At 63.8% G+C, this 26,039-nt stretch carries 27 protein-coding genes; 17 read left to right on the top strand and 10 right to left on the bottom strand.

Annotated features, from left to right (window positions below; genetic code table 11):
• Positions 1–13: 13 nt before the first annotated feature.
• From AWB76_RS07330 to AWB76_RS42650, 11 genes are read left to right on the top strand one after another with little or no spacing between them, the layout of a single operon-like run.
• Entirely contained in the window at positions 14–1,390 is a 1,377-nt protein-coding gene (locus AWB76_RS07330; RefSeq protein ID WP_082864375.1) for a type II and III secretion system protein family protein, read from the top strand.
• Positions 1,387–2,628, top strand: coding sequence for a CpaE/TadZ family protein (locus AWB76_RS07325; RefSeq protein WP_061159485.1), 1,242 nt, complete (start codon positions 1,387–1,389; stop codon positions 2,626–2,628). The genes AWB76_RS07330 and AWB76_RS07325 overlap by 4 nt, the downstream gene beginning before the upstream one ends.
• 3 nt (positions 2,629–2,631) lie before the next feature.
• A complete protein-coding gene (locus tag AWB76_RS07320) occupies positions 2,632–4,005 on the top strand; it encodes a TadA family conjugal transfer-associated ATPase (protein WP_061159484.1) in 1,374 nt (457 codons plus the stop codon).
• The gene (locus AWB76_RS07315; protein WP_061159483.1) at positions 3,998–4,954 is read left to right on the top strand and encodes a type II secretion system F family protein; all 957 of its coding nucleotides are present in this window, start codon (positions 3,998–4,000) and stop codon (positions 4,952–4,954) included. The genes AWB76_RS07320 and AWB76_RS07315 overlap by 8 nt, the downstream gene beginning before the upstream one ends.
• Positions 4,951–5,898, top strand: a complete 948-nt coding sequence (locus AWB76_RS07310; protein WP_061159482.1) for a type II secretion system F family protein — start codon at positions 4,951–4,953, stop codon at positions 5,896–5,898. Before AWB76_RS07315 ends, AWB76_RS07310 begins: the two co-directional genes overlap by 4 nt.
• 10 nt (positions 5,899–5,908) lie before the next feature.
• Positions 5,909–6,628, top strand: a complete 720-nt coding sequence (locus tag AWB76_RS07305) for a tetratricopeptide repeat protein (RefSeq protein ID WP_374729915.1) — start codon at positions 5,909–5,911, stop codon at positions 6,626–6,628.
• A 23-nt stretch (positions 6,629–6,651) separates the two neighbouring features.
• The gene (locus tag AWB76_RS07300; protein ID WP_374729914.1) at positions 6,652–6,939 is read left to right on the top strand and encodes a DUF3613 domain-containing protein; all 288 of its coding nucleotides are present in this window, start codon (positions 6,652–6,654) and stop codon (positions 6,937–6,939) included.
• Between the two features lie 6 nt (positions 6,940–6,945).
• Complete coding sequence (locus AWB76_RS07295; protein ID WP_061159480.1) at positions 6,946–8,670, top strand: TadG family pilus assembly protein; 1,725 nt, start codon at positions 6,946–6,948, stop codon at positions 8,668–8,670.
• Between the two features lie 5 nt (positions 8,671–8,675).
• A complete protein-coding gene (locus AWB76_RS07290; RefSeq protein ID WP_061159479.1) occupies positions 8,676–10,064 on the top strand; it encodes a sigma 54-interacting transcriptional regulator in 1,389 nt (462 codons plus the stop codon).
• Between the two features lie 15 nt (positions 10,065–10,079).
• Complete coding sequence (locus AWB76_RS07285) at positions 10,080–11,720, top strand: M60 family metallopeptidase (RefSeq protein ID WP_279616391.1); 1,641 nt, start codon at positions 10,080–10,082, stop codon at positions 11,718–11,720.
• On the top strand, positions 11,687–11,986 hold the full coding sequence (locus AWB76_RS42650; RefSeq protein WP_279616390.1) for a M60 family metallopeptidase: 300 nt from the start codon (positions 11,687–11,689) through the stop codon (positions 11,984–11,986). The genes AWB76_RS07285 and AWB76_RS42650 overlap by 34 nt, the downstream gene beginning before the upstream one ends.
• Before the next feature lie 78 nt (positions 11,987–12,064).
• On the opposite strand, the gene AWB76_RS07280 is transcribed toward AWB76_RS42650, so the two are convergent.
• Both AWB76_RS07280 and AWB76_RS07275 read right to left on the bottom strand, forming a co-directional pair.
• Positions 12,065–12,949: an EAL domain-containing protein gene (locus AWB76_RS07280; protein ID WP_061159478.1), complete on the bottom strand. Its 885-nt coding sequence runs from the start codon at positions 12,947–12,949 to the stop codon at positions 12,065–12,067.
• 410 nt (positions 12,950–13,359) lie between these two features.
• Entirely contained in the window at positions 13,360–14,481 is a 1,122-nt protein-coding gene (locus tag AWB76_RS07275; RefSeq protein ID WP_061159814.1) for an ABC transporter ATP-binding protein, read from the bottom strand.
• A 201-nt stretch (positions 14,482–14,682) separates the two neighbouring features.
• Here AWB76_RS07275 and AWB76_RS07270 point away from each other — a divergent pair, with 201 nt between their 5' ends.
• The 6 genes from AWB76_RS07270 to AWB76_RS07245 are packed head-to-tail and all read left to right on the top strand — an operon-like array spanning position 14,683 to position 20,714.
• The gene (locus AWB76_RS07270; protein WP_061159477.1) at positions 14,683–16,053 is read left to right on the top strand and encodes an ABC transporter substrate-binding protein; all 1,371 of its coding nucleotides are present in this window, start codon (positions 14,683–14,685) and stop codon (positions 16,051–16,053) included.
• Positions 16,054–16,081: 28 nt separating this feature from the next.
• On the top strand, positions 16,082–17,011 hold the full coding sequence (locus tag AWB76_RS07265; RefSeq protein ID WP_244173255.1) for a carbohydrate ABC transporter permease: 930 nt from the start codon (positions 16,082–16,084) through the stop codon (positions 17,009–17,011).
• Between the two features lie 11 nt (positions 17,012–17,022).
• Entirely contained in the window at positions 17,023–17,874 is an 852-nt protein-coding gene (locus tag AWB76_RS07260; RefSeq protein ID WP_374729920.1) for a carbohydrate ABC transporter permease, read from the top strand.
• Positions 17,875–17,908: 34 nt separating this feature from the next.
• Positions 17,909–18,889, top strand: a complete 981-nt coding sequence (locus tag AWB76_RS07255; protein ID WP_061159474.1) for a sugar-binding transcriptional regulator — start codon at positions 17,909–17,911, stop codon at positions 18,887–18,889.
• A 10-nt stretch (positions 18,890–18,899) separates the two neighbouring features.
• Positions 18,900–19,646: an SDR family oxidoreductase gene (locus AWB76_RS07250; RefSeq protein ID WP_061159473.1), complete on the top strand. Its 747-nt coding sequence runs from the start codon at positions 18,900–18,902 to the stop codon at positions 19,644–19,646.
• A gap of 30 nt (positions 19,647–19,676) precedes the next feature.
• Complete coding sequence (locus AWB76_RS07245; protein WP_061159472.1) at positions 19,677–20,714, top strand: NAD(P)-dependent alcohol dehydrogenase; 1,038 nt, start codon at positions 19,677–19,679, stop codon at positions 20,712–20,714.
• Between the two features lie 25 nt (positions 20,715–20,739).
• Here AWB76_RS07245 and AWB76_RS07240 read toward each other — a convergent pair whose 3' ends face one another.
• From AWB76_RS07240 to AWB76_RS42035, 8 genes are all read right to left on the bottom strand, one after another.
• Positions 20,740–21,105: a VOC family protein gene (locus tag AWB76_RS07240; RefSeq protein WP_061159471.1), complete on the bottom strand. Its 366-nt coding sequence runs from the start codon at positions 21,103–21,105 to the stop codon at positions 20,740–20,742.
• Between the two features lie 87 nt (positions 21,106–21,192).
• The gene (locus AWB76_RS07235) at positions 21,193–22,317 is read right to left on the bottom strand and encodes a VIT1/CCC1 transporter family protein (protein ID WP_061159470.1); all 1,125 of its coding nucleotides are present in this window, start codon (positions 22,315–22,317) and stop codon (positions 21,193–21,195) included.
• A 121-nt stretch (positions 22,318–22,438) separates the two neighbouring features.
• Complete coding sequence (locus AWB76_RS07230) at positions 22,439–23,005, bottom strand: cytochrome b (protein WP_061159469.1); 567 nt, start codon at positions 23,003–23,005, stop codon at positions 22,439–22,441.
• A 111-nt stretch (positions 23,006–23,116) separates the two neighbouring features.
• Positions 23,117–23,473 (bottom strand): 2Fe-2S iron-sulfur cluster-binding protein, encoded by a 357-nt coding sequence (locus tag AWB76_RS42855; protein ID WP_341845284.1) that lies wholly within the window; start codon positions 23,471–23,473, stop codon positions 23,117–23,119.
• A gap of 53 nt (positions 23,474–23,526) precedes the next feature.
• A complete protein-coding gene (locus tag AWB76_RS42850) occupies positions 23,527–24,090 on the bottom strand; it encodes a ferredoxin reductase (protein WP_341845283.1) in 564 nt (187 codons plus the stop codon).
• A gap of 134 nt (positions 24,091–24,224) precedes the next feature.
• On the bottom strand, positions 24,225–24,791 hold the full coding sequence (locus tag AWB76_RS07220; RefSeq protein WP_244173254.1) for a Gfo/Idh/MocA family protein: 567 nt from the start codon (positions 24,789–24,791) through the stop codon (positions 24,225–24,227).
• On the bottom strand, positions 24,788–25,339 hold the full coding sequence (locus AWB76_RS07215) for a MarR family winged helix-turn-helix transcriptional regulator (RefSeq protein WP_061159468.1): 552 nt from the start codon (positions 25,337–25,339) through the stop codon (positions 24,788–24,790). The genes AWB76_RS07220 and AWB76_RS07215 overlap by 4 nt, the downstream gene beginning before the upstream one ends.
• Positions 25,340–25,655: 316 nt before the next feature.
• Positions 25,656–25,946 carry a tripartite tricarboxylate transporter permease gene (locus tag AWB76_RS42035; protein WP_061159467.1) on the bottom strand — a complete coding sequence of 97 codons (291 nt, stop codon included), beginning with the start codon at positions 25,944–25,946 and terminating at the stop codon, positions 25,656–25,658.
• Positions 25,947–26,039: the final 93 nt, after the last annotated feature.

The following is a 26,039-nucleotide window of genomic DNA, read 5'->3' as shown; positions in this document are numbered from 1 at the left end:
AGCTCACATAACGATGACAAGAAACCGGCATTTCAATCGATGGAAATGGGCGACGCTCGCCGCGTGTGCGTCGGCGGCGCTGGCAGTCAACGTGTACGCGGCATCGCGCGAGGCATCGGCTGAAGTTTCGGGCGCCAACGCCGGCGTGATCGCGCTGACGACCGGCGGGCAAAAGCCGCTCGCGCGCGGCCGGACGATCTGGCGTGTCGGGATCGGTGATCCGTCGGTCGCGGATGTGAACGTGCTGAAGGGCGGCGGCGTGCTGCTCGTCGGCAAGTCGGCGGGGACGACGAACCTGCTGCTGTGGGAGCGCGGCCACGATGCGCCGCTGTCTTATACGGTCGATGTAATGGCAAGCGCGAGCGCCGCGCTCGCCCATGCCGACGCGCCGCGCGTGCGCGTGCTCGGCAAGACCGCCGTGCTCGACGGCTCGACGCCGACGATGGAAACGCACGAGCGCGCGGTCGCGGCGGCGAAGGCATCGGTCGGCAAGGATGGCGCGATCGTCGATGCATCGACGGTGGCGACGAAAAGCGTCGTCCAGGTCGATGTCAAAGTGGTCGAATTCAGCAAGACCGTGCTCAAGGAAGCGGGTTTCAATCTGTTCTCGCAGAACAACGCGGGCTTCGCGTTCGGCACCTTTGCGCCGAGCGCGCTCACGAGCGTGACGGGCGGCGCGAACAATCCGCTTTCGGTCACGGCGACGTCGCCGATCGGCTCCGCATTCAACCTGCTGCTCAACTCGACTTCGCACGGTCTGTTCGCGAACCTGAGCCTGCTCGAAGGGAATAATCTCGCGCGCGTGCTCGCGCAGCCGACGCTCGTCGCGTTGTCGGGGCAAAGCGCGAGCTTTCTCGCGGGCGGCGAGATTCCGGTGCCGGTGCCGCAATCGCTCGGCACGACGACCATCGTTTATAAGCCGTACGGAATCGGCCTTTCGCTGACGCCGACGGTGCTCGGCCCGCAGCGCATCGCGCTCAAGGTCGCGCCGGAAGCGAGCCAGCTCGACTTCGCGCACGCGATCACCATCGACGGCGTGTCGGTGCCCGCGCTCACCACGCGCCGCGCCGAAACGGCCGTCGAGCTGGGCGATGGCGAGAGCTTCGTGATCGGCGGGCTGGTCGATCGCGAGACGGCGTCGAACGTGAACAAGGTGCCTGTGCTCGGCGATCTGCCGATCATCGGCGCGTTCTTCAAGACCTTGCAGTACTCGCAGCAGGATCGCGAGCTGGTGATTATCGTGACGCCGCATCTCGTCGCGCCGATCGCGAAAAATGCCGCGCTGCCCGCGACGCCCGGCCAGCAGTCCGAGCAGCGCGACGGCCCGGTGTGGCGCTCGTTCGTCGGCGGGGCGCTGTCGTCCGATGCCGCGCCGGGGTTCTCGCGATGAGCGCCGCGCGCTTTCTCTGCGCGAGCCCGGTCGACGCGCGCCACGACTGGCTGCAACGCGCGCTCGCATGCGCGGGCGCGGTCGAGGCCGCGCCGTGCGATGGGGCGGGGCTGATTGCGCGCATCGGCGAAAGCGGGCCGTCGATCGTCTTCGTCGATTTCAGCGCGAACGATCACGCCAGCGCGCCCGCCCAGGCCGCCCGCGACGCGTTCCCCGATGTGCCGATCGTCGCGCTCGGCACGCTTGCGACGCCTGCATCGGCGCTCGCGGCGTTGCGCGCGGGCGTGCGCGATTTCGTCGATATCGGCGGTCCCGGCGAAGATGTCCTCGCGATCGCGCAGCGTCTCATCGACGAACGGCCGAATTCGCGCGGCGAGACGACGAGCCGTCAAGGCAAGCTGACGGTGCTGCTCGGCGCGCGCATCGGCGTGGGCGCGAGCACGCTCGCCGCGAATCTGGCGGTGAGTCTGCAACGGCGCGGCATGCAGGCGGGCCGCGCGACGGCGCTGCTCGATCTCGGCCTGCCCGCCGCCGACAGCGCGCTGTTGCTCGACACGCGCAGCGAGCTGCATTTCGTCGATGCCGTGCGCAACCTGCGCCGCTTCGATGAAACCTTCGTGAACACCGCGTTCGCGCGTCACGCGAGCGGCCTCGCACTCACGACGCTGCCCGCCGATCTCGCGGAGATGCGCGCGATCTCGTTCGCGTCGGCGGTGAGCACGCTGAACCGCTTGCGTGCGTATTTCGATCATCAGATCGTCGATCTGGGCGGCTTCTCGAATGTCGATTTCGTCGCGCAGACGTTGCAGGCCGCCGATGAAACCTGGCTCGTCTGCGATGCCAACGTCGCATCGGCCGTGTCGGCGAGGTCGCTGCTCGACGCGCTGCGTCCCGCCGACGAAGACACGCCGCCCGCGAAGATCGGCCTCGTCGTGAACAAGTTCGATGCCGCGCTCAACTTCGGCGCGGAGCAACTGGCCGCGCGCCTGAATCTGCCGCTCGTCGCCGTGTTGCCCGAGCGCGCGCAGGCGCTCGGACGCGCGGTGAATCAGGGACGTCTGCTCGCCGATTGCAGCGCGCGCGATCCCTGGGTGCGCGCGCTCGCGCCGCTCGTCGAGCGTCTCGCGCGCCTTCACGGCGAGCCTGCCGATGCCAGCGCGCCCCATCCGAAAGCACGCGCGGGGCGTGCGGCGATCGACGTCGCGCATTTTCTTCCCAACTTTCTCAGGCGGTCATAGACGATGGCTCAGGACTTCAGCAAGGACATCGCGTTCGCGAACGATCTGGCCGAAGACGCTGTCGCGTTTGCGCAATCGCAGCAGTTTCAGGACGTGGCGACGGCGGCGCACGAACATCTGCTCTCGCGCATCGAGGAACTGGGCGCCGAGTTCGGCCGATGGTCGCGGCAGGCGATCCAGCAGTTCGTCGATCTTGAGATGGACAGCTTCGTGCGTCTGCGGCGCATTCCGCTGAACGAGAGCGAAGTGCGTCTGGTCGCCGCGGCGCTGACGAAGGAGCTGGCGGGCTTCGGGCCGCTGGAAGATCTGCTCGCGGATGCCGCCGTCGAGGACATTCTGATCAACGGTTATAGCGACGTGTACGTATCGCGGCACGGCATGCTCGAAAAGATTCCGGTGCGCTTCGCGGACAACGCGCATCTGCTGCGCATCGTGCGGCGCATTCTCGCGCCCATCGGACGCCGGCTCGACGAATCCAATCCGATGGTCGATGCACGTCTGCCCGACGGCGGCCGCGTGAACGTGGTGATCGAGCCGCTGTCGATCGACGGACCGGTCGTGTCGATCCGCAAGTTCAGGCGCGATCCGTTGCGCCCCGACGATCTGCTCGCCAACGGCACCTTCGACGAAGACATTTCGGCGTTGCTGAAAGCCGCCGTCGAAGCGCGTTGCAACGTGCTGGTGTCCGGCGGCACGAGTTCGGGCAAGACGTCGCTGCTGAACGCGCTCGCGTTCTTCATTCCGAAGCACGAACGCGTCGTGACGATCGAGGATACGGCGGAGCTGTCGCTGAATCATCCGCATGTCGTGCGGCTCGAAAGCAGACCCGGCGGCTTCGACGGCGCGGGCGTCGTATCGATTCGCGATCTGCTGCGCAATACATTGCGGATGCGGCCGGATCGCATCATCGTCGGCGAAGTGCGCGGCGGCGAAGTGCTCGAAATGCTTCAGGCGATGAACACCGGCCACGACGGCTCGATGGGCACCGTCCACGCGAGTTCGCCGCGCGAGTGCCTTTATCGGCTGGAAATGCTTGCGGGCTTCGCGGGCTTTCAGGGCACCGAAGCAAGCCTGAGACGCCAGATCGCGAACGCGATCGATTTCATCGTGCAGATCGGACGGCTTTCCAGCGGACGGCGGCGCATTCTCTCCGTGACGGAAGTGACCGGGCTTTCCGACAACATCATCGCGATGCAGGAGTTGTATCGCTACGAGCCGTACATCGATTCGAACGGCGAGGAAGGCGATCGCTGGAACTGGCTCGGCATTCATCCGAGTTCGCCCAAGCTCGTCAAGTTCCGGCAGGCGCTTGGCGGCGCGATGCAGGACGGCTTGCGTTTCGGCGGCGGCGGCTTCGGCGGAGGCTTCAATGGTTAGAGCCGTCGCGTTCATCGCGATGTTCGCGCTGCTGTGCGCGGCGGCGGCGCTCATGCTGTGGCGGCGCGGCACGAGCACGCGCGAGCGCGCGCTGACCGAGCGCTTCGTCGACCGGCAGGTGCAGGCGCCCGCGCCACGGCAAACGCCGCGAGCGGTTGCGAGCGCGCCGGCCGCCGTGCCGCCGAAGGGCACCGCGACCGGGATCGCGCGCATTCGTGCGGCATTCGACACTCTGATGAGCCGCGCGGGCATCGAACGGCCGCGCGCGCTCGTGGGTACGTCGCTCGGCGTCGCCGCCTGCGCTGCGTTGTGGTCCGCGATGCGCGCGGGGCTCATCATCGGCGCATGCATCGCCGCGCTCGTGTTCGCCGCCGTGTACGCGTGGCTCGTGTGGCGCGCGCAGAAGCGCCAGCAGCGCATCGTGCGGCAGTTGCCGCCATTTCTCGATGGCATCGTGCGCCTGATCGTCATCGGCCATAGCGTGCCCGCCGCGTTCCAGGCCGCGCTGACGAGCGCCGAAGCGCCGCTCTCCGAATGTCTCCAGCGCGCGCTGCCGATGCTGCGCACCGGCGCCGAGATCGATCACGCGCTCGGCGCGGTCGCGCGCATGTATCGCGTGCGCGAGCTGGAGCTCGTCGGCGCGGTGCTGCGTGTATCGGTGAAATACGGCGGGCGCTCCGACGTGATGCTCGACCGCATGGCCGCGCTGATGCGCGATCTGGAACAGGCGAGCCGCGAACTCGTCGCGCTGTCGACGGAGACGCGGCTCTCGGCATGGGTGCTCGGCCTGCTGCCGATCCTGCTCGGCGCGATGATCATCGTGACCAATCCCGACTATTTCAATGCGATGTGGAGCGAACCGTTCGGCAAGCGCCTCGTCTACGTCGCGCTCGCGTTGCAGATGCTGGGCGCGTGGCTGCTGTACCGGCTTGCAAGGATCAGGACATGAACATCACGCCCGCATTGCTCGGCGCGTTTGCGCTCGCCGCCGCTGCGCTCGCGGCCGGTCTCGGCGGTGCGCTCGCGCTCGGCCGTCATGCGCGCATGCAACGATCGGCGCGCACGCTCGATCACGCGTTGAAGGCGCGCACGCCGCCGATGCCGCCGCTGCCGACTCCGGACGCGGCGCCGCGCCAGGGTCCGCTCGCCGCGATCGACCGGGCGAGCGCCGCGTGGCTCGATACGCCGTTCGGGCGCGTCGCGGTCGCGGACGAAGATCGACGACTGCTCGAGCGCTGCGGTTATCTCGACGCGAGCGCGCGCGGCCGCTTTCTCGCGGCGCGCATCGTGGGCGCGGTGGGTGCGCCGCTCGCGGTCTGCGTGATCGGGCACGGCGCGCGCTTCGTGCTGCTGCTGTTCATTGCGCTGTCGGCGGGCTTCATGGCGCCGAAGTGGTTCGTGCGCCGCCGCGCGAACGCGCGCCAAAGTGCGGTGAATTCGGAACTGCCGATGTTCGTCGACTTGCTGCGGCTCTTGCAGGGCGTCGGGCTGTCCCTCGATCAGAGCCTGCAAGTGATGATCCAGGACTTCAGGAGCGTGCTGCCCGTGCTCGCGACGGAACTCGCGCTCGCGCAGGCGCAATTCGCCACGGGCCGCACGCGCGAGCAATCGATGAAACGCCTCTCGACGAGCTACGAGAACGAGGATCTCGCCGCTATCGTGCGGCTCATCGTTCAGGTCGAGAAACACGGCGGCGCGGTGCAGGAACCGCTCAAACAATTCGGCGACCGGCTGCGCGAGGCACGCCGTGCGACGTTGCGCGAGCGCATCGGCAAGCTCACCGTCAAGATGACGGGCGTCATGGTCATCACGTTGCTGCCCGCGCTGCTGATCATCACGGCGGGGCCGGGCTTCATCGCGGTGGTGCGTTCGCTGTCGACGTTGCATCGATAAAGGAATCGACATGATGCGTTCACTCGCCTTGACCCTGATCTGCGCGACGCTCGCCGCCTGCGCGACGAAGCCCGAGAACGGCTACGGCCTCGGCATTCAGGCCGAGCGTCAGGCCGCGCTCGATCAGGCGCAACAGAAAGACGCCGCGCCCGACACGCCCGGCATGTATCTCGCGCTCATCGACAGGATGCAGGCGCAAGGGCTCTGGTTCGCGTCGCTCGCGCATATCGACGCATACGAGCAGCAATACGGCGAATCGCCCGACACGATCCTGCTGCGCGCCGACGCGCTGCGGCAGACCGGACAGCCCGACGCGAGCGCGGCCGCGTATGCGCGTCTCGCCGATACGCCGCTCGCCGCGCGCGGTTTGCGCGGACTCGGCTTGCTCGCGGGCGGGACGGGCGATTTCGCGCTAGCCGCGCAACGCTTCGAGGCCGCATCGAAGCGCGCGCCGACCGATGCGCCGATGCTCTCCGATCTTGGCTACGCAAAGCTGCGCATGGGCGATATCGCGGGCGCGCGCGTGCCGCTCATGAAGGCCGCCGAGCTCGCGCCGAACAACCCGAAGATCCTGAGCAATGTCGCGCTGTTGCTGCTCGCGAGCGGACAGGCGGCGAATGCGCAAGGGTTGATGACGCAGCAGAAGTTTTCGGCGGACGTGCAGCAGGCGATTCGCGCCGATGCGAGGCGCGTCGCCGATGCGGCGCGCCCGAGCGTCGCGTCGCGCTGATATCGACGATGAAGGAGAAACGGATGAAGCGAATCGGCATGCTCGTTCTGTGCGCGGCGTGCGGCGCATGGCAGCAGACGGCGGTCGCGCAAACGGCCGGCGACGTCGGCCATGCGACTGAATCGTGGCTCGCGCTCCAGGCGAGCAACAGCGCGGCGGCGCCCGCGCAACCGATGCCCGGCGCGCAAGCCGGCGCGGCCTACGCGCGCTATCTCAAGTCCTTCGAGACGCCGATTCCGGCGCGCTTCGGCTCGTCGTTCGAAGACGCGGGGCGGCCGTCGCTCGACGTGAACTATCGCGATTCGAACTGACGCTCGATGAACGCGCATCGACACACCGGGCCAAATCGACGCACGCAGCGCGGCGCGGCGGCCACGCTCGCGGCGATCTGGCTCGTCGTCGCGATCGCGGCGCTCGGTGCGATCGATATTGGCAATCTCTTTTTCGCGCGGCGCAACTTGCAAAGCGTCGCGGATCTTTCGGCGAGCGCGGGCGCGCAAGTCGTCGATGCCGCCTGCACGCGCGCGCAGTCCACCGCGAACGGCAGCGCGACCAGCAACGGCTTCGATGCGTCGGCGGCGGGCAATGCGCTGAGCGCCACGTGCGGGCGCTGGGACCCGCAGTCGAGCGCCGCGCCCCAGTTCTTCTCGACGAGCGGCACGCCCGTCAATGCCGTGAAGGTGACGGTCTCGCGCACGGTGCCTTACTTCTTTCTCGGCCCGGCGCGGCAAGTGACGGCGAGCGCCATCGCGAAAGCGACGGACGTCGGCTCGTTCTCGATCGGCACGACGCTCGCGAGCATCGGCGCGGGCACGGTGAACAGCCTGCTCAACGCGCTGCTCGGCACGAATCTGAATCTGTCGCTCGTGTCGTATCAAGGGCTCGCGAGCACGCGCGTGCGCGTGAGCGATCTCGTCGCGGCGGCGGGCGTCGGCACCGTCGATCAATTGCTCGCGATGCAGCTCACCGCCGCGCAGATCGCGAAGCTGATGCTCACCGCGCTGCAGACGACGAGCGTGCTGAACACGAATCTCTCGACCGCGATCGGCGCGATGGGCACGATCGTCAACGCGAGCATCCCCGGCAATCAGACGATTTCGCTCGGCAGCGCGAACGGCTCGGCGGGCTTGCTGACGGTCGGGCTCGCCAACACGCAGAGCGCGCTCGATGCGACCATCAACCCGCTCGAAGCGCTCTTCGTGACGGCGGAGATCGCGCAGGCGGGCAAGGCGGCCGTGAACGTCGGCGGCGGGTTGACGCTGCCCGGCGTGGTTTCGTCGACGCTCGCCGTGCAGATCGTGCAGCCGCCGGTGCTCGCCATCGGCGAAGCGGGCAAGGACGCGAACGGCAAGTGGCGCACGTTCGCGCGCACGGCGCAGGTGCGCGCGTTCGTCGACGTGAGCGTGCTGCCGCTGCCGGTCGCCCCGATCATCAGCCCGACCCAGCCGATGATCCATCTGCCGCTGTACATGGAAGTCGCGCCTGGCGCCGCGTGGCTCCAGTCGACGCAATGCCGGGGGGCAGCGTCGGCGCGCAGTTCGGTGATCGGCGTGCAGACGGGCATCGCCAATCTCTGCGTCGGCGATGCGCCCGCGAACATGGGCGCGTTCAGTTGCACGCAACCCGCGACGCTCGTGAACCTGCCCAACGTGCTGACCGTGCGACTCGCCGCGAGCCTGCCGGCGTCGATGCCCGCGTCCGCCGCGTCGAAGCTCACCTTCGACGGCGTGAGCGGCAACAGCGACGACTATCAGTCCGTGCCGGCTGCGCCGGGCGCATCGCTCGCCAACGCGCTGTCGGGCCTGAGCGCGAGCATCAACGCACCGGGCGGGCTGTCCGTCAGCTCGCCGATCCTGCCCGGCGCGCTGCTCGCGGGCGTTGTGCAACTGCTGCTTTCCACGCTCACGCCCGTGCTCGCCGGTGTCCTTGCGGGCCTCGATCAGGTGCTGATTCCGGTGCTGCAACTGCTCGGCGCGCAAGTGGGAACGAGCACGATCCACGATCTGTCGCTCAACTGCGGCGAGTCGCAACTGGTCTATTGAACGACATGAAACAGAACACCCGAATCGATGGACTCGATATTCACGTGTGGGAGGGCAAGGCCGACATCGTCGAGCGCGTGGTGCGCGCGATGACCGGTCAGGACGTGGACGTGCTGCGCGCGGACGGCACCTCGATCAGCGCGCCGCGTGAGTCCGAGCGTCCCGCGCTCGCGATCATCAGCGTGAGCGTGATCGATGGCGGCGCGTTCGTGCTGCGCGACTGGGAAGCGCGTCATTCGATGCCCGTCATCTGGGTTGGCGCGGCGCAACGTGAACGCGATCCGTCGATGTTCCCGGCGGACTACTCGCATATCCTGCCGCTCGATTTCACCGGCGCTGAGCTGCGCGCGATGGTCGCGAAACTCGCGCGGCAACTGCGTGCGCATGGCGAGGACACGCAGGCGTCGCATGCGTTGATCGCGCATGCGGAGTGCATGAAGGCGCTGCTGCACGAAGTCGACACCTTCGCCGATTGCGATACGAGCGTGCTGCTGCATGGCGAGACGGGCGTCGGCAAGGAGCGCATCGCGCAACTGCTGCATGAGAAGCACACGCGCTTCGGCGAAGGTCCGTTCGTCGCGGTCAACTGCGGCGCGATTCCCGATGGACTTTTCGAATCGCTGTTCTTCGGACATGCAAAAGGCTCGTTCACGGGCGCGGTGCTCGCGCATAAAGGCTATTTCGAACAGGCCAACGGCGGCACGCTGTTTCTCGATGAAATCGGCGATTTGCCGCTCTATCAGCAGGTCAAGCTCTTGCGCGTGCTGGAAGATCAGGCAGTGACGCGCGTCGGCTCGGGAACGCCGGTGCGGCTCGAATTCCGGCTGATCGCGGCGAGCAACAAGTGCCTGCCGCAACTCGTGAAGGACGGCGAGTTTCGCGCGGACCTGTATTACCGGCTCGCGGTAATCGAGCTGAAGATTCCGTCGCTGGAAGAACGCGGCGCGCCCGACAAGATCGCGCTCTTCAAGACCTTCGTTAGCGAGGTCATTGGCAAGGAGAAGCTCGATAGCTTGCCCGAGCTGCCGTACTGGCTTGCCGATGCCGTCGCCGATATCTACTTCGCCGGCAATGTGCGCGAGCTGCGCAATCTGGCCGAGCGCGTCGGCGTGACGGTGCGCCAGCTCGGCGCGTGGGACGAGTCGCGCGTAAAACGTCTGATCGTACTGGCGCGCAATGCGAGAGTCGCGCCGTCGGAGGGCGTGTCGGATCTGCTGGTCGATCGCAGCAAGTGGGACATGAACGAGCGCAATCGCGTGATCTCGGCCCTCGACGCCAACGGCTGGAGACGGCAGGATACGGCGCAGTATCTCGGCATCAGCCGCAAGGTGCTGTGGGAGAAGATGCGCAAGTTCCAGATTTTCGATGAAGAGCCGGAGACACGGCCGATATGAAAGGGGGAGACGTGCATGCGATGGCGTTCATGGCTGTTGATCTTCGGGTTGTGCGACGCGCACGCGGCATCGCGCTACTACGCGCCCGTGACGTTTTATCCGCACGACGCGGTGCGTGTTTCGCGCTTCGCATCCGCGCCCGGCGCGATGCTGGTGCCCTACGGCGCGGGCGCGAAAGTCGAGGAAGGCGACTTCTATATCGTGTCGAACGCGACGTTCAAGGCCCTGACCGCGCAAGTGCAAAAGGACGGCACGATCGCGCTCGTTCAGTCGAGATGGACGCCTGAACTTGCCGCGAGCCAGATCTGGACCGTCGACAAGGAAGGCAGCGGCTTTCGCCTTTATTCGAAGCTCTATGGGCGTTACGTGACGCTCGGCGCGCGCGTCGATCTCGAAGCGCCATCGGGCGAAGCGCGGCAGAACTGGAGCATCGAAGCCGATGCGAACGCGGTGACCATCGCGGCGAGCGGCACGAAGACGGGGCTCGTCGTCGCGCGTCATGCGCTGCGCGACGGCGCGTTCGTCGAAGTGAGTGCGCAGGCTGAGCAATGGCGCCTGTACAGGACCGGCAACGATGGCGCCGATCATGCGTATCGCACGCTGGATGCATCGGCGCGCTCGACATACGACAACATCGGCAAGCGCTATCACCTGAGCGCTTATGCGCCCGATGCGATCGAGGCCGACCGGCTCGGCGGCTTTCGCTGGACCGACTATCATCCGTCGGGGCTTTATGTGTCGAAGGGCGAGTCCGTCGTGATCGACGTGAACGGTCTCGCCAGTGATGGTCCCGATGGCCTCGTCGTCATGATCGGCAACAAGAACGGCTTCTTTCGACGCCAGCCCGCCGGCGATCCGCAGCGAATCCTCGCGACGGAAGGGCGCAACACGTTCGTCGCGTCGCGCGATGGTTTGCTCTACTTCGAATATATCGACAGCGGATTCAACGAACGGCCGCGCACGTCGATCGATGTATTCGTGCGCGAAGGCGGCAAGCCGGCGCCGTTCTATATCGAGGGCACGACGACGTCCGTCGAATGGCGCGCGATGCTGCAACGTTACGCCGATGCGCCGCTCGTCGAGATGGTCGGCAAGCGCACGATGTTCACCGTCACGCGCGCGATGTACGACAAGGCGGGCGCTGCGGACCCGGGCGTTCTGCTCGGTTATGTCGAGCGAATCATGGGCTATCACGACGACGTGTCGGGACTCGACGGATCGAGCGCGCTCGATGCGCCTTCGCCATTGCGCGTGCACTTCGTGCAGGATGCGATCTCGACCCGCGCCGAATTGCAGGGCGCGTATCTCTACGCGACGTACTACATGATCGGGTTGCCGATGAACAGCGCGGCAGAGACCTTGCTCAAGCCCGTGAAGGCCGATCAATGGGGCGTATGGCACGAGATGGGCCACATGTATCAGCAGTGGGACTGGACTTGGCCGGGCGTCACGGAAACCACCGTGAACATTTACTCGCTGCATGCGCTGGAGCGTTTGGCCCGTCGATGCAGTCCCCGTTGCTGCAAGTCGTCGATGCGCGCGGCAAACGGAATCGCCTGGAACTCGCGGCGTCGTATCTCGCGCAGCCGTCGCGCAATTTTCTCGACGATGCGTCGTTTCCGATGCCATCGGAAGCGCTGTGGATCAGGCTCGTGATGTACGAGCAGTTGCGCCGCGCGCTCGGCGACGGCTTCTATGCGCGGCTGCACAAGCTTTATCGAGCGCAACCGCTGACGGAGGACGAAGGCGGCGCGAAGAACGAAGTGCAGCGCTTCGTGCTGCGGGCGTGCGTCGCGGCGAATCTCGATCTGACCGATTTCTTCGAGCGTTGGGGGTTGCCGGTGGATGCGGCGACGCGCGTGGCTATCGGCGGGTTGAAGCTGAGAGCACCAGAGATGGATTTGACGCGCACGCGGATTTGAGGCGAAAAAAACGCCGACACGCATACACGCGCCGGCGAAGTTCTGGCTTACGAGGGCTGCCAGAAACGCTTCAATTCTTCATGCGGCGTCCGCGAGGCGAATGTTGCGAGCGCCGTCGCGCCGCGTTGCTCTGGATTGCGTAACCGGCCTTCCGATCCGCGCGCCAGGCACGTTATCGATACCGAATGCGGGCCGCGCAAGAAAGAATCCCTGTGCCAGCACATGCGGCCATTGCGCAAGCCATTGCGCCTGCGCCGCCGTCTCCACACCTTCGACGACGATCACCACCTTCAGCCGCGTCAGCAACGTAAGCACCGACGAAAACACGAGACACGCGTTCGGGCAGCGCGGCGCTTGTGCGACGAGTTCCTTGGCGATCTTCACGGTCCCGAAGTCTATCGGACCGAGGGCGGCGAGACACGAATAGCCGGTGCCGAAATCGTCCATCGCGACGCTCACGCCCTTGTTCTTGAGACCTCGCACGACTTTCGGCATCGTCGGGATACGCGCGAGATCTTCGCTCTCGAGCAATTCCAGTTCGATGCAGTCGGGAGTGACGCCATGCGCGCGGCATATCGATTCCATCCGCTCGGTGAAGCCGAGCAACGCAGCGATCGAGGGCGGCACGTTCACCGCGATGGAGTAATGCGCGCCGCCGCGTGCGCGCCACGCTTCGATGTCGGAGGCGACCGCGTCCAGCACGAACCATGTGAGTTCGCGCATGATGTCGGCGTCCTTGAACGCCGCGCTGAACGCGCCTGGCAGCAATACGCCGTAGTCCGGATGACGCCAGCGAATCAGCGCTTCCATTTGCGCGAGCTCGCCGGTGTCGACTCGGTAGATTCCCTGATAGGCGATGCAGAATTCTCCGGCCTTGAGGCCTTCGAGTATGCGATGCCCGATTGCATGATCTGAGTTCGGCGCGGGGTTCGCAACAGGCGAGCCGTGTGTCGTCCTATTCATGCTTTAGCCGTCCCTCCCAGTTGGTCGTGGAAGCGTTCGCACGAGTCGTGCCAGCTTTGATGCCCGCGCGCTGGCCGCAGCAGTCGAGGCGCATCGTTCTTGCATGACAACGTTTGCGCGCGATTGGAGGCCGTCACTGCAACGTGATGACGGGTCACGCGCGATGAGGGTTACGTAACGAATCTGTCACGTGTTACTGATTATGTGGGGTGTCGCACACAAGGCCATTCCGCGTCATGCCGTGGCGATGCGTCGTTTTGCAGTTTTGTCCGTCCAAATCTGGAACATTTGTAATCCCGACGAGTGCGAGCGGATGCGAAATGTCATGTGGTTCGCGCAAAGCGGGAGCGGTGGCGCGCAATTCGTCCCTTGATGTTCGCTTACAGCAAGCTCTTCCGTGAACTTGACCGTCAGGCGGTCGCGGTCTCGGCGACCGGACGCATGCGCTCGAGCGCGCTGCCGTCTTCGCGAAACAGATGCACATGGCGAATGCTGAAGCCCGCGTTCAGGCGCTGTCCTTCGACGGCCGTCGATTCGCCCGAGCCCTTCACCTGAATCACGAGTTCGTTCGGCAAGCGCAGATGCAGCAGCGTTTCGCCGCCGAGATGCTCGATCACCATGACTTCGCCGGTGAGTCCACTGTCGATATCGCCGCCACACGATTCGATGAAATGTTCGGGCCGAATGCCGAGCGTGAGCGTCTCGCCCGCTCTCACCGATGACGCCGCGAACGGCAGCGTGAGTGACTCGCCGCCGGGCAGTTCAATGGTGACGCCCGCGGCATCGACGCGCATCACGCGCACGTCCATGAAGTTCATCTTCGGCGAGCCGATAAATCCCGCGACGAAGCGATTGCGCGGCGTGCGATACAACTCGAGCGGCGAGCCGATCTGCTCGACGCTTCCATGATTCAGCACGACGATGCGATCGGCCATTGTCATGGCTTCGGTCTGATCGTGCGTGACGTAGATCATCGTGGCGTTGAGCTGCTTGTGGAGCTTGATCAGCTCCAGACGCATCTGCACGCGCAATGCGGCATCGAGATTGGAGAGCGGTTCGTCGAACAGAAAGACCTTCGGCTCGCGCACGATTGAGCGGCCGATTGCCACGCGCTGACGCTGCCCGCCCGAAAGTGCGCGCGGGCGCCGTTCGAGCAATTGACCGATCTGAAGAATCTCCGCTGCCCGATGCACGCGCTCTTTGATCTGCGCTTCGGGCAACTTGAGCATGCGTAACCCGAACGCGATGTTTTCGTACACCGACATGTGCGGATAGAGCGCATACGACTGAAACACCATGGCGACGCCGCGTTGCGACGGTTCGAGTTCGGTGACGTCTTCACCGCCTATCAGCACTTGCCCTGAGTCGCAACGTTCGAGTCCGGCGATGGTGCGCAGCAAGGTGGATTTTCCGCATCCCGAAGGACCGACGAAGACCATGAACTCGCGATCGGTCACTTCGATGTCGACGCTCTTCAGCACGTCGACGCCGGCAAAGGCCTTGCGGATCTGCTGCAAATGAACTGCGCTCATACGTGTCTCCTGTGTGCTGCTGCGGCAGCGCAGCATCGGACGCATCGTTGAATTTGTTCTTGACAACCTGTTCGCGCCAAAATATACAATTGTAAAACCGAAATTACAAGTGAAACGACACACACAGGCAGAACCACGAATCCACCACGAAAGAACCGCACAGTAAGCCGTATCCGCTCGAAAAATACCAAGGAGACAGGCATGAAGAAGCGCTTCACCCCGGCCGCGCAATCCGGTCCGATCAAACACGTCGCTGCAGTCCTGCTATTGGCGGCAAGCGCGGCGCTCGCCGCATCGAACGCGCAGGCCTGGACTTTGAAGGAAGCGGCACAGCCGTACTCGGGCACCACGATCAAGGCCATTTTTCTCGATCGCCCCGGCTACAAGGCCGCGCAGCAGCTCATTCCGCAGTTCGAGAAAGAGACGGGCATCAAGGTGCGCTGGGAAGTGATTCCCTACGAGAACACCCGGGAGAAGGAGGTGCTGAACTTCGTCGGCGGCGGCGATCAGGACATCGTGCTCGTGGACGTCGTGTGGATCGGCGAATTCGCGAGCAACAAGTGGCTCGTGCCGATCAAAAAGTTCACCGACGATCCCAAGCTCGCGGACCCGAATCTCAATCTGAAGGGCTTCTTCCCCATCCTGCTCGACTCGTTCGGCTCGTGGGACAAGGTCACATACGGCCTGCCGTTCGATAACTACTCGGGCCTGATGTTCTACAACAAGTGCATGTTGAAGGACGCGGGCTTCGACGAGCCGCCGAAGACCTGGGACGAGTTGCTCAACACCTATGCGCCTAAGCTCACGAAGGGCGACAAGTTCGCCTTCGCGCTGCAATCGCGGCGCGGTGAAACGCAATCGGCGGATAGCTTCATGCGCGTGCTGTGGCCGAACGGCGGCTCGCTGCTCGATGCGAAGTTCAAGTCGAACCTGATGTCGCCGCAATCGCAGGCGGGCCTCGAATACCGGCAGAAGCTGATGAAGTACATGCCGCCGGGCATCGTCGATTTCGACCATGCGGAAGCGGTGAACGCGCTCGCGCAAGGTCAGGTGGCGATGATCACCGAATGGTCCGCGTTCTATCCGACGCTGACCGATCCGAGCAAGTCGAAGATCGGCAACTGTCTCGCGATCACGACCGAACCGAAGGGACCGGCCGGACTGAAGCCCGCGCTCGGCGGCTTCTCCCTCGCGGTAAATGCGAAATCGAATGCGAAGAAGCAGGCGGCGTCGTGGCTCTTCATTCAGTGGATCACGTCCGAAGCCATGGCGAAGCCTTATCTCGAAGCGGGCGGCGTGCCGGCGCGCATGGCCATCTATCAGGACAAGGCCGTGCAGGACAAGTATCCGTTCGTGAAGCCGATGGTCGAATCGTGGCAGGGCGGCGTGCCGGACTATCGTCCGCGCTTCCCGGAATGGCCGGCGATTTCGGAAGTCATCGGCGAATGGGGCAGCAAAATGATGCTCGGCCAGGTGACGGTGAAGGAGGGGGCGCAGACCATCGGGCAGAAGACCGAAGACATCCTGAAGAAAGCGGGCTATTACGACGGCAAGAAGCCTTTGCTGAAGTGATCTCGTTTCAGAAACCGGAGGCGATCGAATGGCATCACCTGCAATGCACGCGCGAGGACCGCGCAAGCCCGCGCGCTACTTCGGCATACTGCCGCGTTCGCCCGCCTTCTGGTTTCTGATTCCCGCGATCGCCGCGCTCGCGATCATCGGCATCTATCCGCTGTTGCTTGCGCTCTATAACTCGTTTCATCAGTACAAGCTCGCGGACCTCGCCTCGGGCACGCCGTTCGTCGGCGTCGATAACTACATCGCGACGCTGACCGATCCGAGCTTCTGGGAAGCACTCGGGCGCACCGCGTTGTTTCTGTGCGTGACGTTGCCGATCGAAGTCGCGCTCGGCTTATTTGCCGCGCTGCTGCTGCATCGCACGGAATTGCCGTGGATGCGCGCGGCGGCGCGCGTGAGTCTCGTCATCCCGATGGCGACCACATACGCGGTCGTCGGTCTTATCGGCCGGCTGATCTTCAATCGGCAATTCGGCGTGGCGAACTATCTGACGGGGCTCATCGGCATTCCGCCGCAAGACTGGCTCGCGGACCCTACGCTGGCGTTCGTCTCCGTGATGATCATGGATATCTGGCAATGGACGCCGTTCTGCGCGCTGATCCTGCTCGCGGGGCTTTCGATGGTGCCGAAAGAAGCCGAGGAAGCCGCACGCCTTGAAACGCCCAAGTGGAGCATGATCCTATGGCACTTGCAGCGTCCGTATCTGCTGCCGGGTCTCACCGCGATTCTCATTCTTCGTTCCGCCGACATGCTCAAGATGTTCGACGCCGTCTTCACGATGACGCGCGGCGGACCGGGCGCCGCGACGGAGTTCATCAGCGTCTATATCCAGCGCGTGGGCTTTCGGCTCTTCGATCAGGGCATGGCGTCCGCACAAGCGATCATCCTGCTCATCCTGACGATCGTGCTGTCGCGTCTTTATATCCGCTTCGTGTATCGGGAGGCCGCGTGAGTTCATCGACCATTCAGACCACGCAACGCGCAAAGCGCGCACGCGCAGCGAGAAAACGCGCCACTGTATGGCATTTTCTCGGTCTCGTCGTCGTGTTCATGTCGTCCGTGTTTCCGTTCTACTGGATGGTCACGACGAGCTTGAAGAGCCAGGCCGATGCGCTCGCCTATCCGCCGAAATGGTTGTTCTCGCCGACGTTTCATCACTACTCGGCGGCGCTGTTCGAGCATGACGTGGCGGGCAGTCTCTTGAACTCGCTCATCATCGCGAGCAGCACGACGGTGCTGGCGATCCTGCTCGGCACGCCCGCCGCTTATGCGCTCGCGCGCTACGAATTTCGCGGCAAGGAAGATCTGTGGTTCTGGTTTATCTCGAACCGCATGGTGAGCCCGGTCGTGCTTGCGGTGCCGTTCTTCCTGATCGCGACGAAGCTCGATCTCGTCGATACGCATATCGTGCTGATCCTGCTGTATCTGACGTTCTCGCTGCCCATCGTCGTATGGATCTGCACGGACCAGTTCCGCAATATTCCCGTCGAGCTCGATGAAGCCGCGCGACTCGACGGCGCATCGCCGTGGCGCGTGTTCTGGCGCATCAATCTGCCGCTCGCGATGCCGGGCATCGTCGTATCGGCGATCTTCGCGTTCATCTTCTCGTGGAACGATCTGCTCTATGCGCTCGTGCTCACGCGCAGCGACGCGATCACGTCTCCGGTGGCCGCGACGAGTTATATGAGCGGCTATGAACTGCCGTGGGGTGAAATCATGGCGACGGGCACGCTGATCGTGCTGCCGATGGTGGTGTTCGCGTTGGCCGTGTCCGGGCGACTGGTGCAAGGCCTAACGATGGGCGCGGTGAAATAAAATCGCGCGGCCTTTCATTGAACTACAGGACACCATGAGCAAGAGCGCACCGCCCATCGCCGTCGCGGAAGCGGACGATTCCATCGATTCGGAAGAGGAACTGCAGGCGCGCGTCGCATGGCATTACTACGTCGGTAATCTGACGCAGCAGGAGATCGCGCAGCGCATCGGCAGCAATCGCGTGCGCGTGAACCGGCTGCTCGCCGCGAGCCGCGAATCGGGACTTGTGCAGATCACCATCAACAGCAAGATCGCGCCGTGTGTTGCACTGGAAGAGGCGCTTGCGAAGCGCTTCGGCCTCGAATGCGCGGTCGTCGTGCCGACCGGCGCGAACAACGAGGCGAACAATGCGGCGCTCGGCATCGGCGCGGCGTCGTTCTTCGCGAAGCAGATCGTCGCGGGGCAAACCATCGGCCTCGGCTGGGGACGCACGATCCGCGCCGTGCTGCGCGCGATGCCGCAGCGCACGTATGGCGCGGTGTCGGCGGTGTCGTTGCAGGGCGGGCTGTCGCATTGCCCGAGCATCAACACGTTCGATATCGTGTCGGACTTCGCAAATATATGCCGCGCCGATGGTTATCTTTTCGCCGCGCCGATCTATGTGAGCAGCCAGAAGGCGCGCGATGTGATCCTGCAGGAAGAGACGGTGCGCGAGACGTACGAACTCGCGCGCAATGCCGATCTCGCGTTGCTGACATGCGGCGATCTGACGGAATCGCTCGTCGTGACATACGGCATCGATAATCCCGAGCAGTTGCGCACGCTGGAAAAGGCAGGCGCGGTCGGCGACATGCTCGGCCATTTCATGGATGCATACGGCGAGTTGATCGATCATCCGCTGAATCGCCGCACGGTCGCGATCACGCTGGAAGATCTGCGCAAGATCAGGCGCGTGGTTCTTGTGAGCGGCGGCAAGAAGAAGTTTCATGTGACGCGCGCGGCGTTGCGCGGGCGCTATCCATCCGTGCTCGTGACCGACGAAGACACCGCGAGACGTCTCTGCGACGAGCCTTGAAGACGACACTATGACGATCATCGATAGAAATCGCGAATTCGCGGGCAAGACCGTGCTCGTGACGGGCGCGGGGAAGGGCATCGGCTATGCGACGGTTCACTTGCTGATCGGACGCGGCGCACGTGTGATCGCGCTGAGCCGCAGCGCCGCCGATCTTAATGCGCTGAAGAAAGAGACCGGTTGCGAAACCATCGCTGTCGATCTCGCCGATGCCAACGCGGCACGCGAAGCAGCGCGCGCCGTTCAGCCCGTCGATCTGCTCGTGAACAACGCGGGCATCGCCGTGCTGGAGCCGTTTCTCGAGACGACCGTCGAAGCCTTCGACCTGACGATGAACGTGAACGTACGCGCCGCGATGATCGTCGCGCAAGAGTGCGCGAAGAGCATGATCGCGCGCGGCGTTGGCGGGTCGATCGTCAATGTATCGAGCTTGTCGGCGAATGTGGGCTTCGCGCTTCACGCGTCGTATTGCGCATCGAAAGGCGGGCTCGACGGTATGACGCGCGTGATGGCCAACGAACTCGGCCCGCACGGCATTCGCGTGAACGCTGTGCTCCCGACCGTCACGATGACGCCGATGGGCGAAAGAGCCTGGAGCGATCCCGCCAAATCCGGCCCGATGCTCGCGCGCATTCCGATGAAGCGTTTCGTGGAACCGGTGGAAGTCGCGCGCACGATCGCTTATTTGCTCTCCGACGATTCGAGCATGGTGAGCGGCGTGAGCTTGTTGGTCGACGGCGGATTTCAGTCCTGTTGAGAAAGCCTATTTTCTATCAAAGGAACGACGATGGAAGCACTCGTACTAGAGGAAGCGAAACGCATCAGCTTGCGTCCATTCAGCCTGCCGCAGGTCGTGGGTCCGCGCGATGTGCGCATCAAGATTCATACGGTCGGCATCTGCGGCAGCGACATTCACTACTATCAGCATGGCCGCATCGGACCGTTCGTCGTCAATGAGCCGATGGTGCTGGGACACGAAGCATCGGGCACGGTCGTCGAAGTCGGCGATGAAGTGAAGCATCTGAAAACGGGCGATCGTGTCTGCATGGAACCGGGCGTGCCGGACATGGAATCGCGCGCATCGCGTGAGGGACTGTACAACCTCGATCCCAAAGTGCGCTTCTGGGCCACGCCGCCGGTGCATGGTTGTCTCGCGCCTTACGTCGTGCATCCGGCTGCGTTCACGTACAAGCTGCCGGATAACGTGAGCTTCGCCGAAGGCGCGATCGTCGAGCCGCTGTCTATCGGCCTGCAGGCCGCGAAGAAGGCCGCGATCAAGCCGGGCGACGTGGCCGTCGTGCTGGGTGCGGGCACCATCGGCATGATGTGCGCGCTCGCCGCGCTCGCGGGCGGATGCAGCCGCGCGATCGTCTGCGATCTCGTGCAGGAAAAGCTGGAGTTGATCGGTGGCGTGCAGGGCGTGACCGCGGTGAATATCCGCGAGAAGCGCGCGCTCGATGTCGTCAAAGAACTGACAGATGGCTGGGGCGCAGACATCGTGTTCGAAGCGAGCGGTAACGAGAAGGCGTTCGAAGGCATCGTGGATCTGCTGTGTCCGGGCGGCTGCATCGTGCTCGTCGGCATGCCGCAACGCGCGATTCCGCTGGATGTCGTCGCGGTACAGATCAAGGAAGCGCGTATCGAATCGGTGTTCCGCTATGCGAATATCTTCCCGCGTGCGATCCAGTTGATCGCATCCGGCAAGCTCGATGTGAAGCCGTTCATCTCGCGCACGTTCCCTTTCGCGGAAGGCATCAAGGCATTCGAGGAAGCGGCGAGCGGTGTGCCGACCGACGTCAAGGTGCAGATCGTATTGGAAGAGTGATAGCGCGATTCATATGACCATGCCGTCAGAACGGCACCTCGCCCACATGCCACAGCACGCCTGAAGGATCGAATACGAAGCCGACCTTCATGCCCCAGCTCTGCATCGAGGGCGCACGTGCCGGATTGACGGGAAAGCGGTCACTCAACGCTTCGGGATTCGTGTCGCGCCACCACGCGTCGACATCGCGTACGAGCATTTGCAGCATGCAGTTTTCCGCGAACTCCTTCACATAGAAGTTCTGGAGAATGAAGCTGAAGCTTTCGGCTTTCATCATTGCGATGTTGTCGTCCTGATGCGTGATGCGAAAGCCCAATGCTTCATAGAAGCGCTTGGATACCTCGAAGTCTTTGGCCGGAACGAAAGGGCGCAGCGCGAGAAGTTGGCTCATCGGAGAGAGTCGGCGTGACAAGGGTGCGGACAGTGTACTGACAACGTGAACGTGATGCACCGTGCATTTCATCGCACGGTGCATCGTTCATGAAAGCGATACGCCGAGCAGTTTGCCCACGCCATACGTACAGGCTGCGGCGACCATCCCGATCAACACTTGCCGTGCGGCGGAAAAGATCGCGCCACGTCCATTGAACAGCGACGTGAACACGCCGATGCCCGCGAGCCCCAGCCCGCTCAGCACGATGCATTGCACGATGCCCTCCACGCCGCTCGCCCACAGGAAGGCGATGGCCGGAATGATCGCGCCGACTGCGAACAGCGTGAACGATGCGAGCGCGGCCGTCCACGGATTGCCGCCGAGTTCGCGCGGATCGAGGCCGAGTTCTTCACGTGTGAGCGTATCGAGCGCCTTGTCCTTGTCGCGCATGATCTGGGCGGCGACGCGCTTCGCTTCCGCAGCATCGATGCCCTTCGCCTGATAGATGAGCGCGAGCTCGTGACGCTCCGCGTCGGGCATGTGATCGAGTTCGTCCTTCTCTTTCGCGATCTGCGCGCGCGCGAGTTCGCGCGCATTCGTGACCGAGAGCCACTCGCCGAGCGCCATCGATGCCGCGCCCGCGATAAGTCCCGCGAACGCCGTGAGCAACACGGTCTTGCTGTTGCTGCCCGCGCCCGCCACGCCCATGATGAGACAGAAGTTCGACACGAGGCCATCGTTTGCGCCGAGCACGGCGGCACGCAAATCATTGCCCGACGCCACGCCGCGATGCCACGATTCCGCCGCGGCGATCGCGCCGCCTTTGCTCAGGCCTTTTCCGCGACTCGCGACTTCCTGCACGATGTCCGCGTGATCCCGCTCTTCAGCGGACATCTGCGCGGCATCGGGTTGCCCGGCATACTTGTCGCGATCGGCCATTTCGTTTGCAGCGACCGAACGCAACACGAAATCCGGTCCGAACGTTTGCGCGAGCGCACGCATGATGCGTGTTTTCGCACTGACGCGATGCGTTCGGACGGACACGCCATTCGCGCGCAATTTAGCTGCCCAGATATCGGCGTGACGGCGCTCGGCCTCGGCCAGTTCCGCATACACGCGCCGCTTGTCTTCCTGTTTCTCGGCGCGTGCGAGCGTGTCGTAGAGCGCGGCGCTGTCGAGTTCGTCAGCGAGATTGGAAGTAAACCGCTTCAGCTCGGCGTGGGACGCCATGACAACCCCTTTATCGTTTGTCTCGTACATTCAAGAGTAAAGAAGAACGACATGTCACGTCGCTAATACCCCCACGAATCGCGCTGAGTGAGAATGGAATCGCGTCTCATCGTCGTCATCGTCATCGTTCAGATGCGGCTTGCCTGCGATGAGCCGGCAGCATGCGCGCCAGCGTTTCGTCGCGCAAGACGAAATGATGAAACAGCGCCGCGCCGACATGCAGGCCGACGAGCGCGAGCAGCACCCATGCGAAGACGCGATGCCAGTCGCCGAGTGCATGTCCGATGGGCGATCCGGCGGGCGAAAGCGGCGGCATCGGAATGGCGGCGAAGAGCGTGATGGGCCAGTCACGCGACGATGCATTGGCCCAGCCCATCAACGGGACCGCGATCAGCAAGAGGTAAAGCAGCCAATGCGTATATCGCGCGAGCGCGCGCAAAGCGGGCGGCAAGCTTCCGGGCTCGGGCGGCACGGCATGGATGCTGCGCCAGAGCAGTCGCACGAACACGAGCAGAACGATGACCACGCCGATACCCAGATGCCACGCGATCAGACCCACCGGTTGCGTGTCGCGATGCACATCCGGCATCGTCCAGGCGAGCACGAACTGAATTAACAACAACAGGGCGGTGAGCCAGTGAAACAATCGGGCGGGCGCGTTATAGACGGGCGCGGGTTCATATCGCATGAACGGATCTCCAATGAAACGGGCGCAGTGGCGCGTGACGGACTGAACCGTGAATCATCGGAGATAAAGCTTAGCAGAGCCTTATGGCGCGAAAAAAATTCGGCGTGTTCGTCAGATATCGAGCACTAGTTCGTCCGAGCACGCGCGCGACACGCAGATCATGATTTCCGACGCCTGCTCGTCTTCATCCAGCACGAAATCGCGATGATCGGTTTCGCCCGCGAGCAGACGCGTTCTGCACGAACCGCAGGTACCCGCCTCGCAGGAACTCGGCGTGTCGATGCCATTGGCGCGCAACGCGTCGAGGATGCTTTCGCCCGGCGCGACGCTCACGCATCCGCCGCTGCGTGCGAGCCGTACGGTGAAGGCCTTTTCGCCGGACGCGTTTTCATGGGCGCTCGTTCCAAGGTCCTCGAAATGCACCGAAGATGAGGGCCAGTGCGAAGCGGCGTCGCGCACGGCCTGCATCAACGGACGCGGACCGCAGCAATAGATATGGGTATCGCCAGATCGTTCCGCAACTAGGGGCGCGATCGAGAGCGATTGCGCGCGGTCGCCGAAGTCATGATGCACGCGCACGCGCGAGGCGAATTCGCCGGCTTTGAGTTCGTCGAGGAATGCAGTCGATTCGGCGAGCGCGTGCAATAGATCACATCGAAATGCGCGCCGCGCGCCGCGATTTCAGTCATCATCGCGCGCATTGGCGTGATGCCGATGCCGCCTGCGATCAACAGGTAACGCGATGCGTCGCCCGACAGCGCAAAGTAATTCAATGGCGATGACACATCCAGCGACGTGCCGATATGAACGTCACGCGCCATACTGAGCGATCCGCCGCCACCCGACGCATCACGCTTAACCGCGATCACATAACGATAGCGTTCGGCCGGGACGTTGCAGAGCGAATAACGGCGCGCGACGCCCGCGGGCGTTCGCACCAGCACATGCGCACCAGCGGCGAAGGGCGGCAGCGTGCCACCGTCATCGTCGCGCAATTCGAACAGGAAGATGTCTTCCGCGATCTCGCGCTTGTCCGTGACCGAAAGCGTGAGTGTCGATTCGGCGGACTCGATTCGCTCAGTCATGCTAAATGTATTCATGGTTCTCACGCAGATTCAATCAGCGTTCAACGGTTCGATCCAGCGATCAGGCGAGTGCGACCTGATGCTCCAGAAAAACTTCCTCACCACGTTCGTGATGCGCGAATTCCACGATGCGATCAGCGGGCGCAAACGCGCCATTCACGACGGCCGATGGGGACTGGCGAATCTCGAAGTGTGCGCCGCGGCGATTGCATCGTCCGAACGCACCATGTATGCACCATGCGCACGCGGCCGAGCTCGCCCGAATCAACGAGTTCGCGCATCGCGTGAATGGGCTGGTCGTAGCCGTGCGAATGTCCGGCGAGCAGCACGATGCCTGCGGCTTCGGCGGCGGCGACCATCGCGCGTGCATCGTCGAGATTCGCGGCCATGGGCTTTTCAACGAGCACATGCTTACCCGCGTGCGCCGCAAGCTCGACATGCGTGCGATGCAGCGTCGTAGGCGATGCGACGTACACGGCATCGAGCGCGCCGTGTTCGATGAGTTCGTCGATGCTCTCGTAAGCGACGACGCCGAATTCCTGCGCGCCGCCTTCACGCACTGATGCCAAAGGGTCGGCGAAGCCCGCGAACACGAAGCCCGGATGCTTCGCGAGGGCGGGCACGAAGGCGCGCCCCGCCATGCCGAAACCGACGATGCCGATGCGCACGCGCTTGGCCGTATCGCTTGCGTTCGTCCTCACAGTGAATCCTCGCTTGCTTCGCCATTGGCCGAATCGCGGCCGTTCTTCGCCGCGATATCGTCGGCGGCCAGGTTCTCGATCATCGCGAGCAGCGTGCGTCGCGTCGCCGCGATGTCTTCGGGCGCGATGCCCGCGAGCGCGATGCGGTTCACATCGATCGCGTACGGGATGAGCACGCTGCGCAGTGCGACACCCTTGGGCGTGAGAAAGACACGCACCTGCTTGCGATTGTCGGGCAGCTTCTGGCGCGTGAGATAACCGAGGGCTTCCATGGTCTTCAACGCGGAAAACGTGGTCGGCTCCGCGACGCCCGCCTGCTCGCTCAATTGCCGCTGCGTAAGGCCATCGGTCTGCCAGAGGATGCGCAGAAACGTCCAGTGGCCGTAGAGCACCGAGTGCTCCTTGAGGCGAGCCTGCAGCGAGCGCGAAAAGCCGCGCGCCGCGTCCTTGACGAGGTGCGCCATGCGCTCTTCCGGCAGCGCCTCACGCCAGTGCTTGAGCGTGCCCGGCTGCGGGTCGCGTGGAATCTTTTGCTCGCTCTTGTTCATCCTCTCACCTGTTTTGGGCACGAGTGCATGCCTTTTCTTAAACTTAGATAACTAAGTTAAATTTGTCAACGATATGCGTCTCAGGGTGAATCCCGACCGGATGTCTTCGATACAACGAATGAAAATGTCGCTATATGCAGCAGAAAAAGCGCCGCATCGGACTGTTGGCGACGCGCGCGCCCCGACCTAGTACTTTCCATTATTTTTAAGTTAGGTACCTAAGAATAGTATGGTTTCAAGGCTGGCGGCATGACGGTGCCACCGGCGCGCTTTTTCCAACATTCGGGAATCGACTCATGCTCACGGGTCGCGCGATCTACCGTCGTATGCTTCGCCGCGAGATGAAGAAGGTCGAAGCGGGCGAAGACCCGATGGGCCTCGTGCGCGACCCCGTGCGCAACCAGTGCATCGACTTGCCGAACGAATAACGCTCGAAGATACTGCCGAGCACGAGGCCGAGAATCAGCGGTGGACGCGGCCAGTTCAGCCGCTTCATGATCCAGCCCACTGCGCCGAACAGCACGAGCGAACACAGGTCGCCCCAGCTCTGGCTCGCATTGAATACGCCAAGATAGACGATCGCGATGACGAGAGCGGCGTCGAGCATCAGCGCACCTCCCGGCGAACTCCGCCCGACGTCCTTTCCAAAGCGAAGGCCGCGGTGGGCGGGCGCTTCTAACCGAATTCAATGCCATACGAA

It is taken from the genome of Caballeronia temeraria (assembly GCF_001544795.2).
GTDB classification, from domain to species: domain Bacteria; phylum Pseudomonadota; class Gammaproteobacteria; order Burkholderiales; family Burkholderiaceae; genus Caballeronia; species Caballeronia temeraria.
This window is presented reverse-complemented; position numbering and strand designations above follow the sequence as displayed.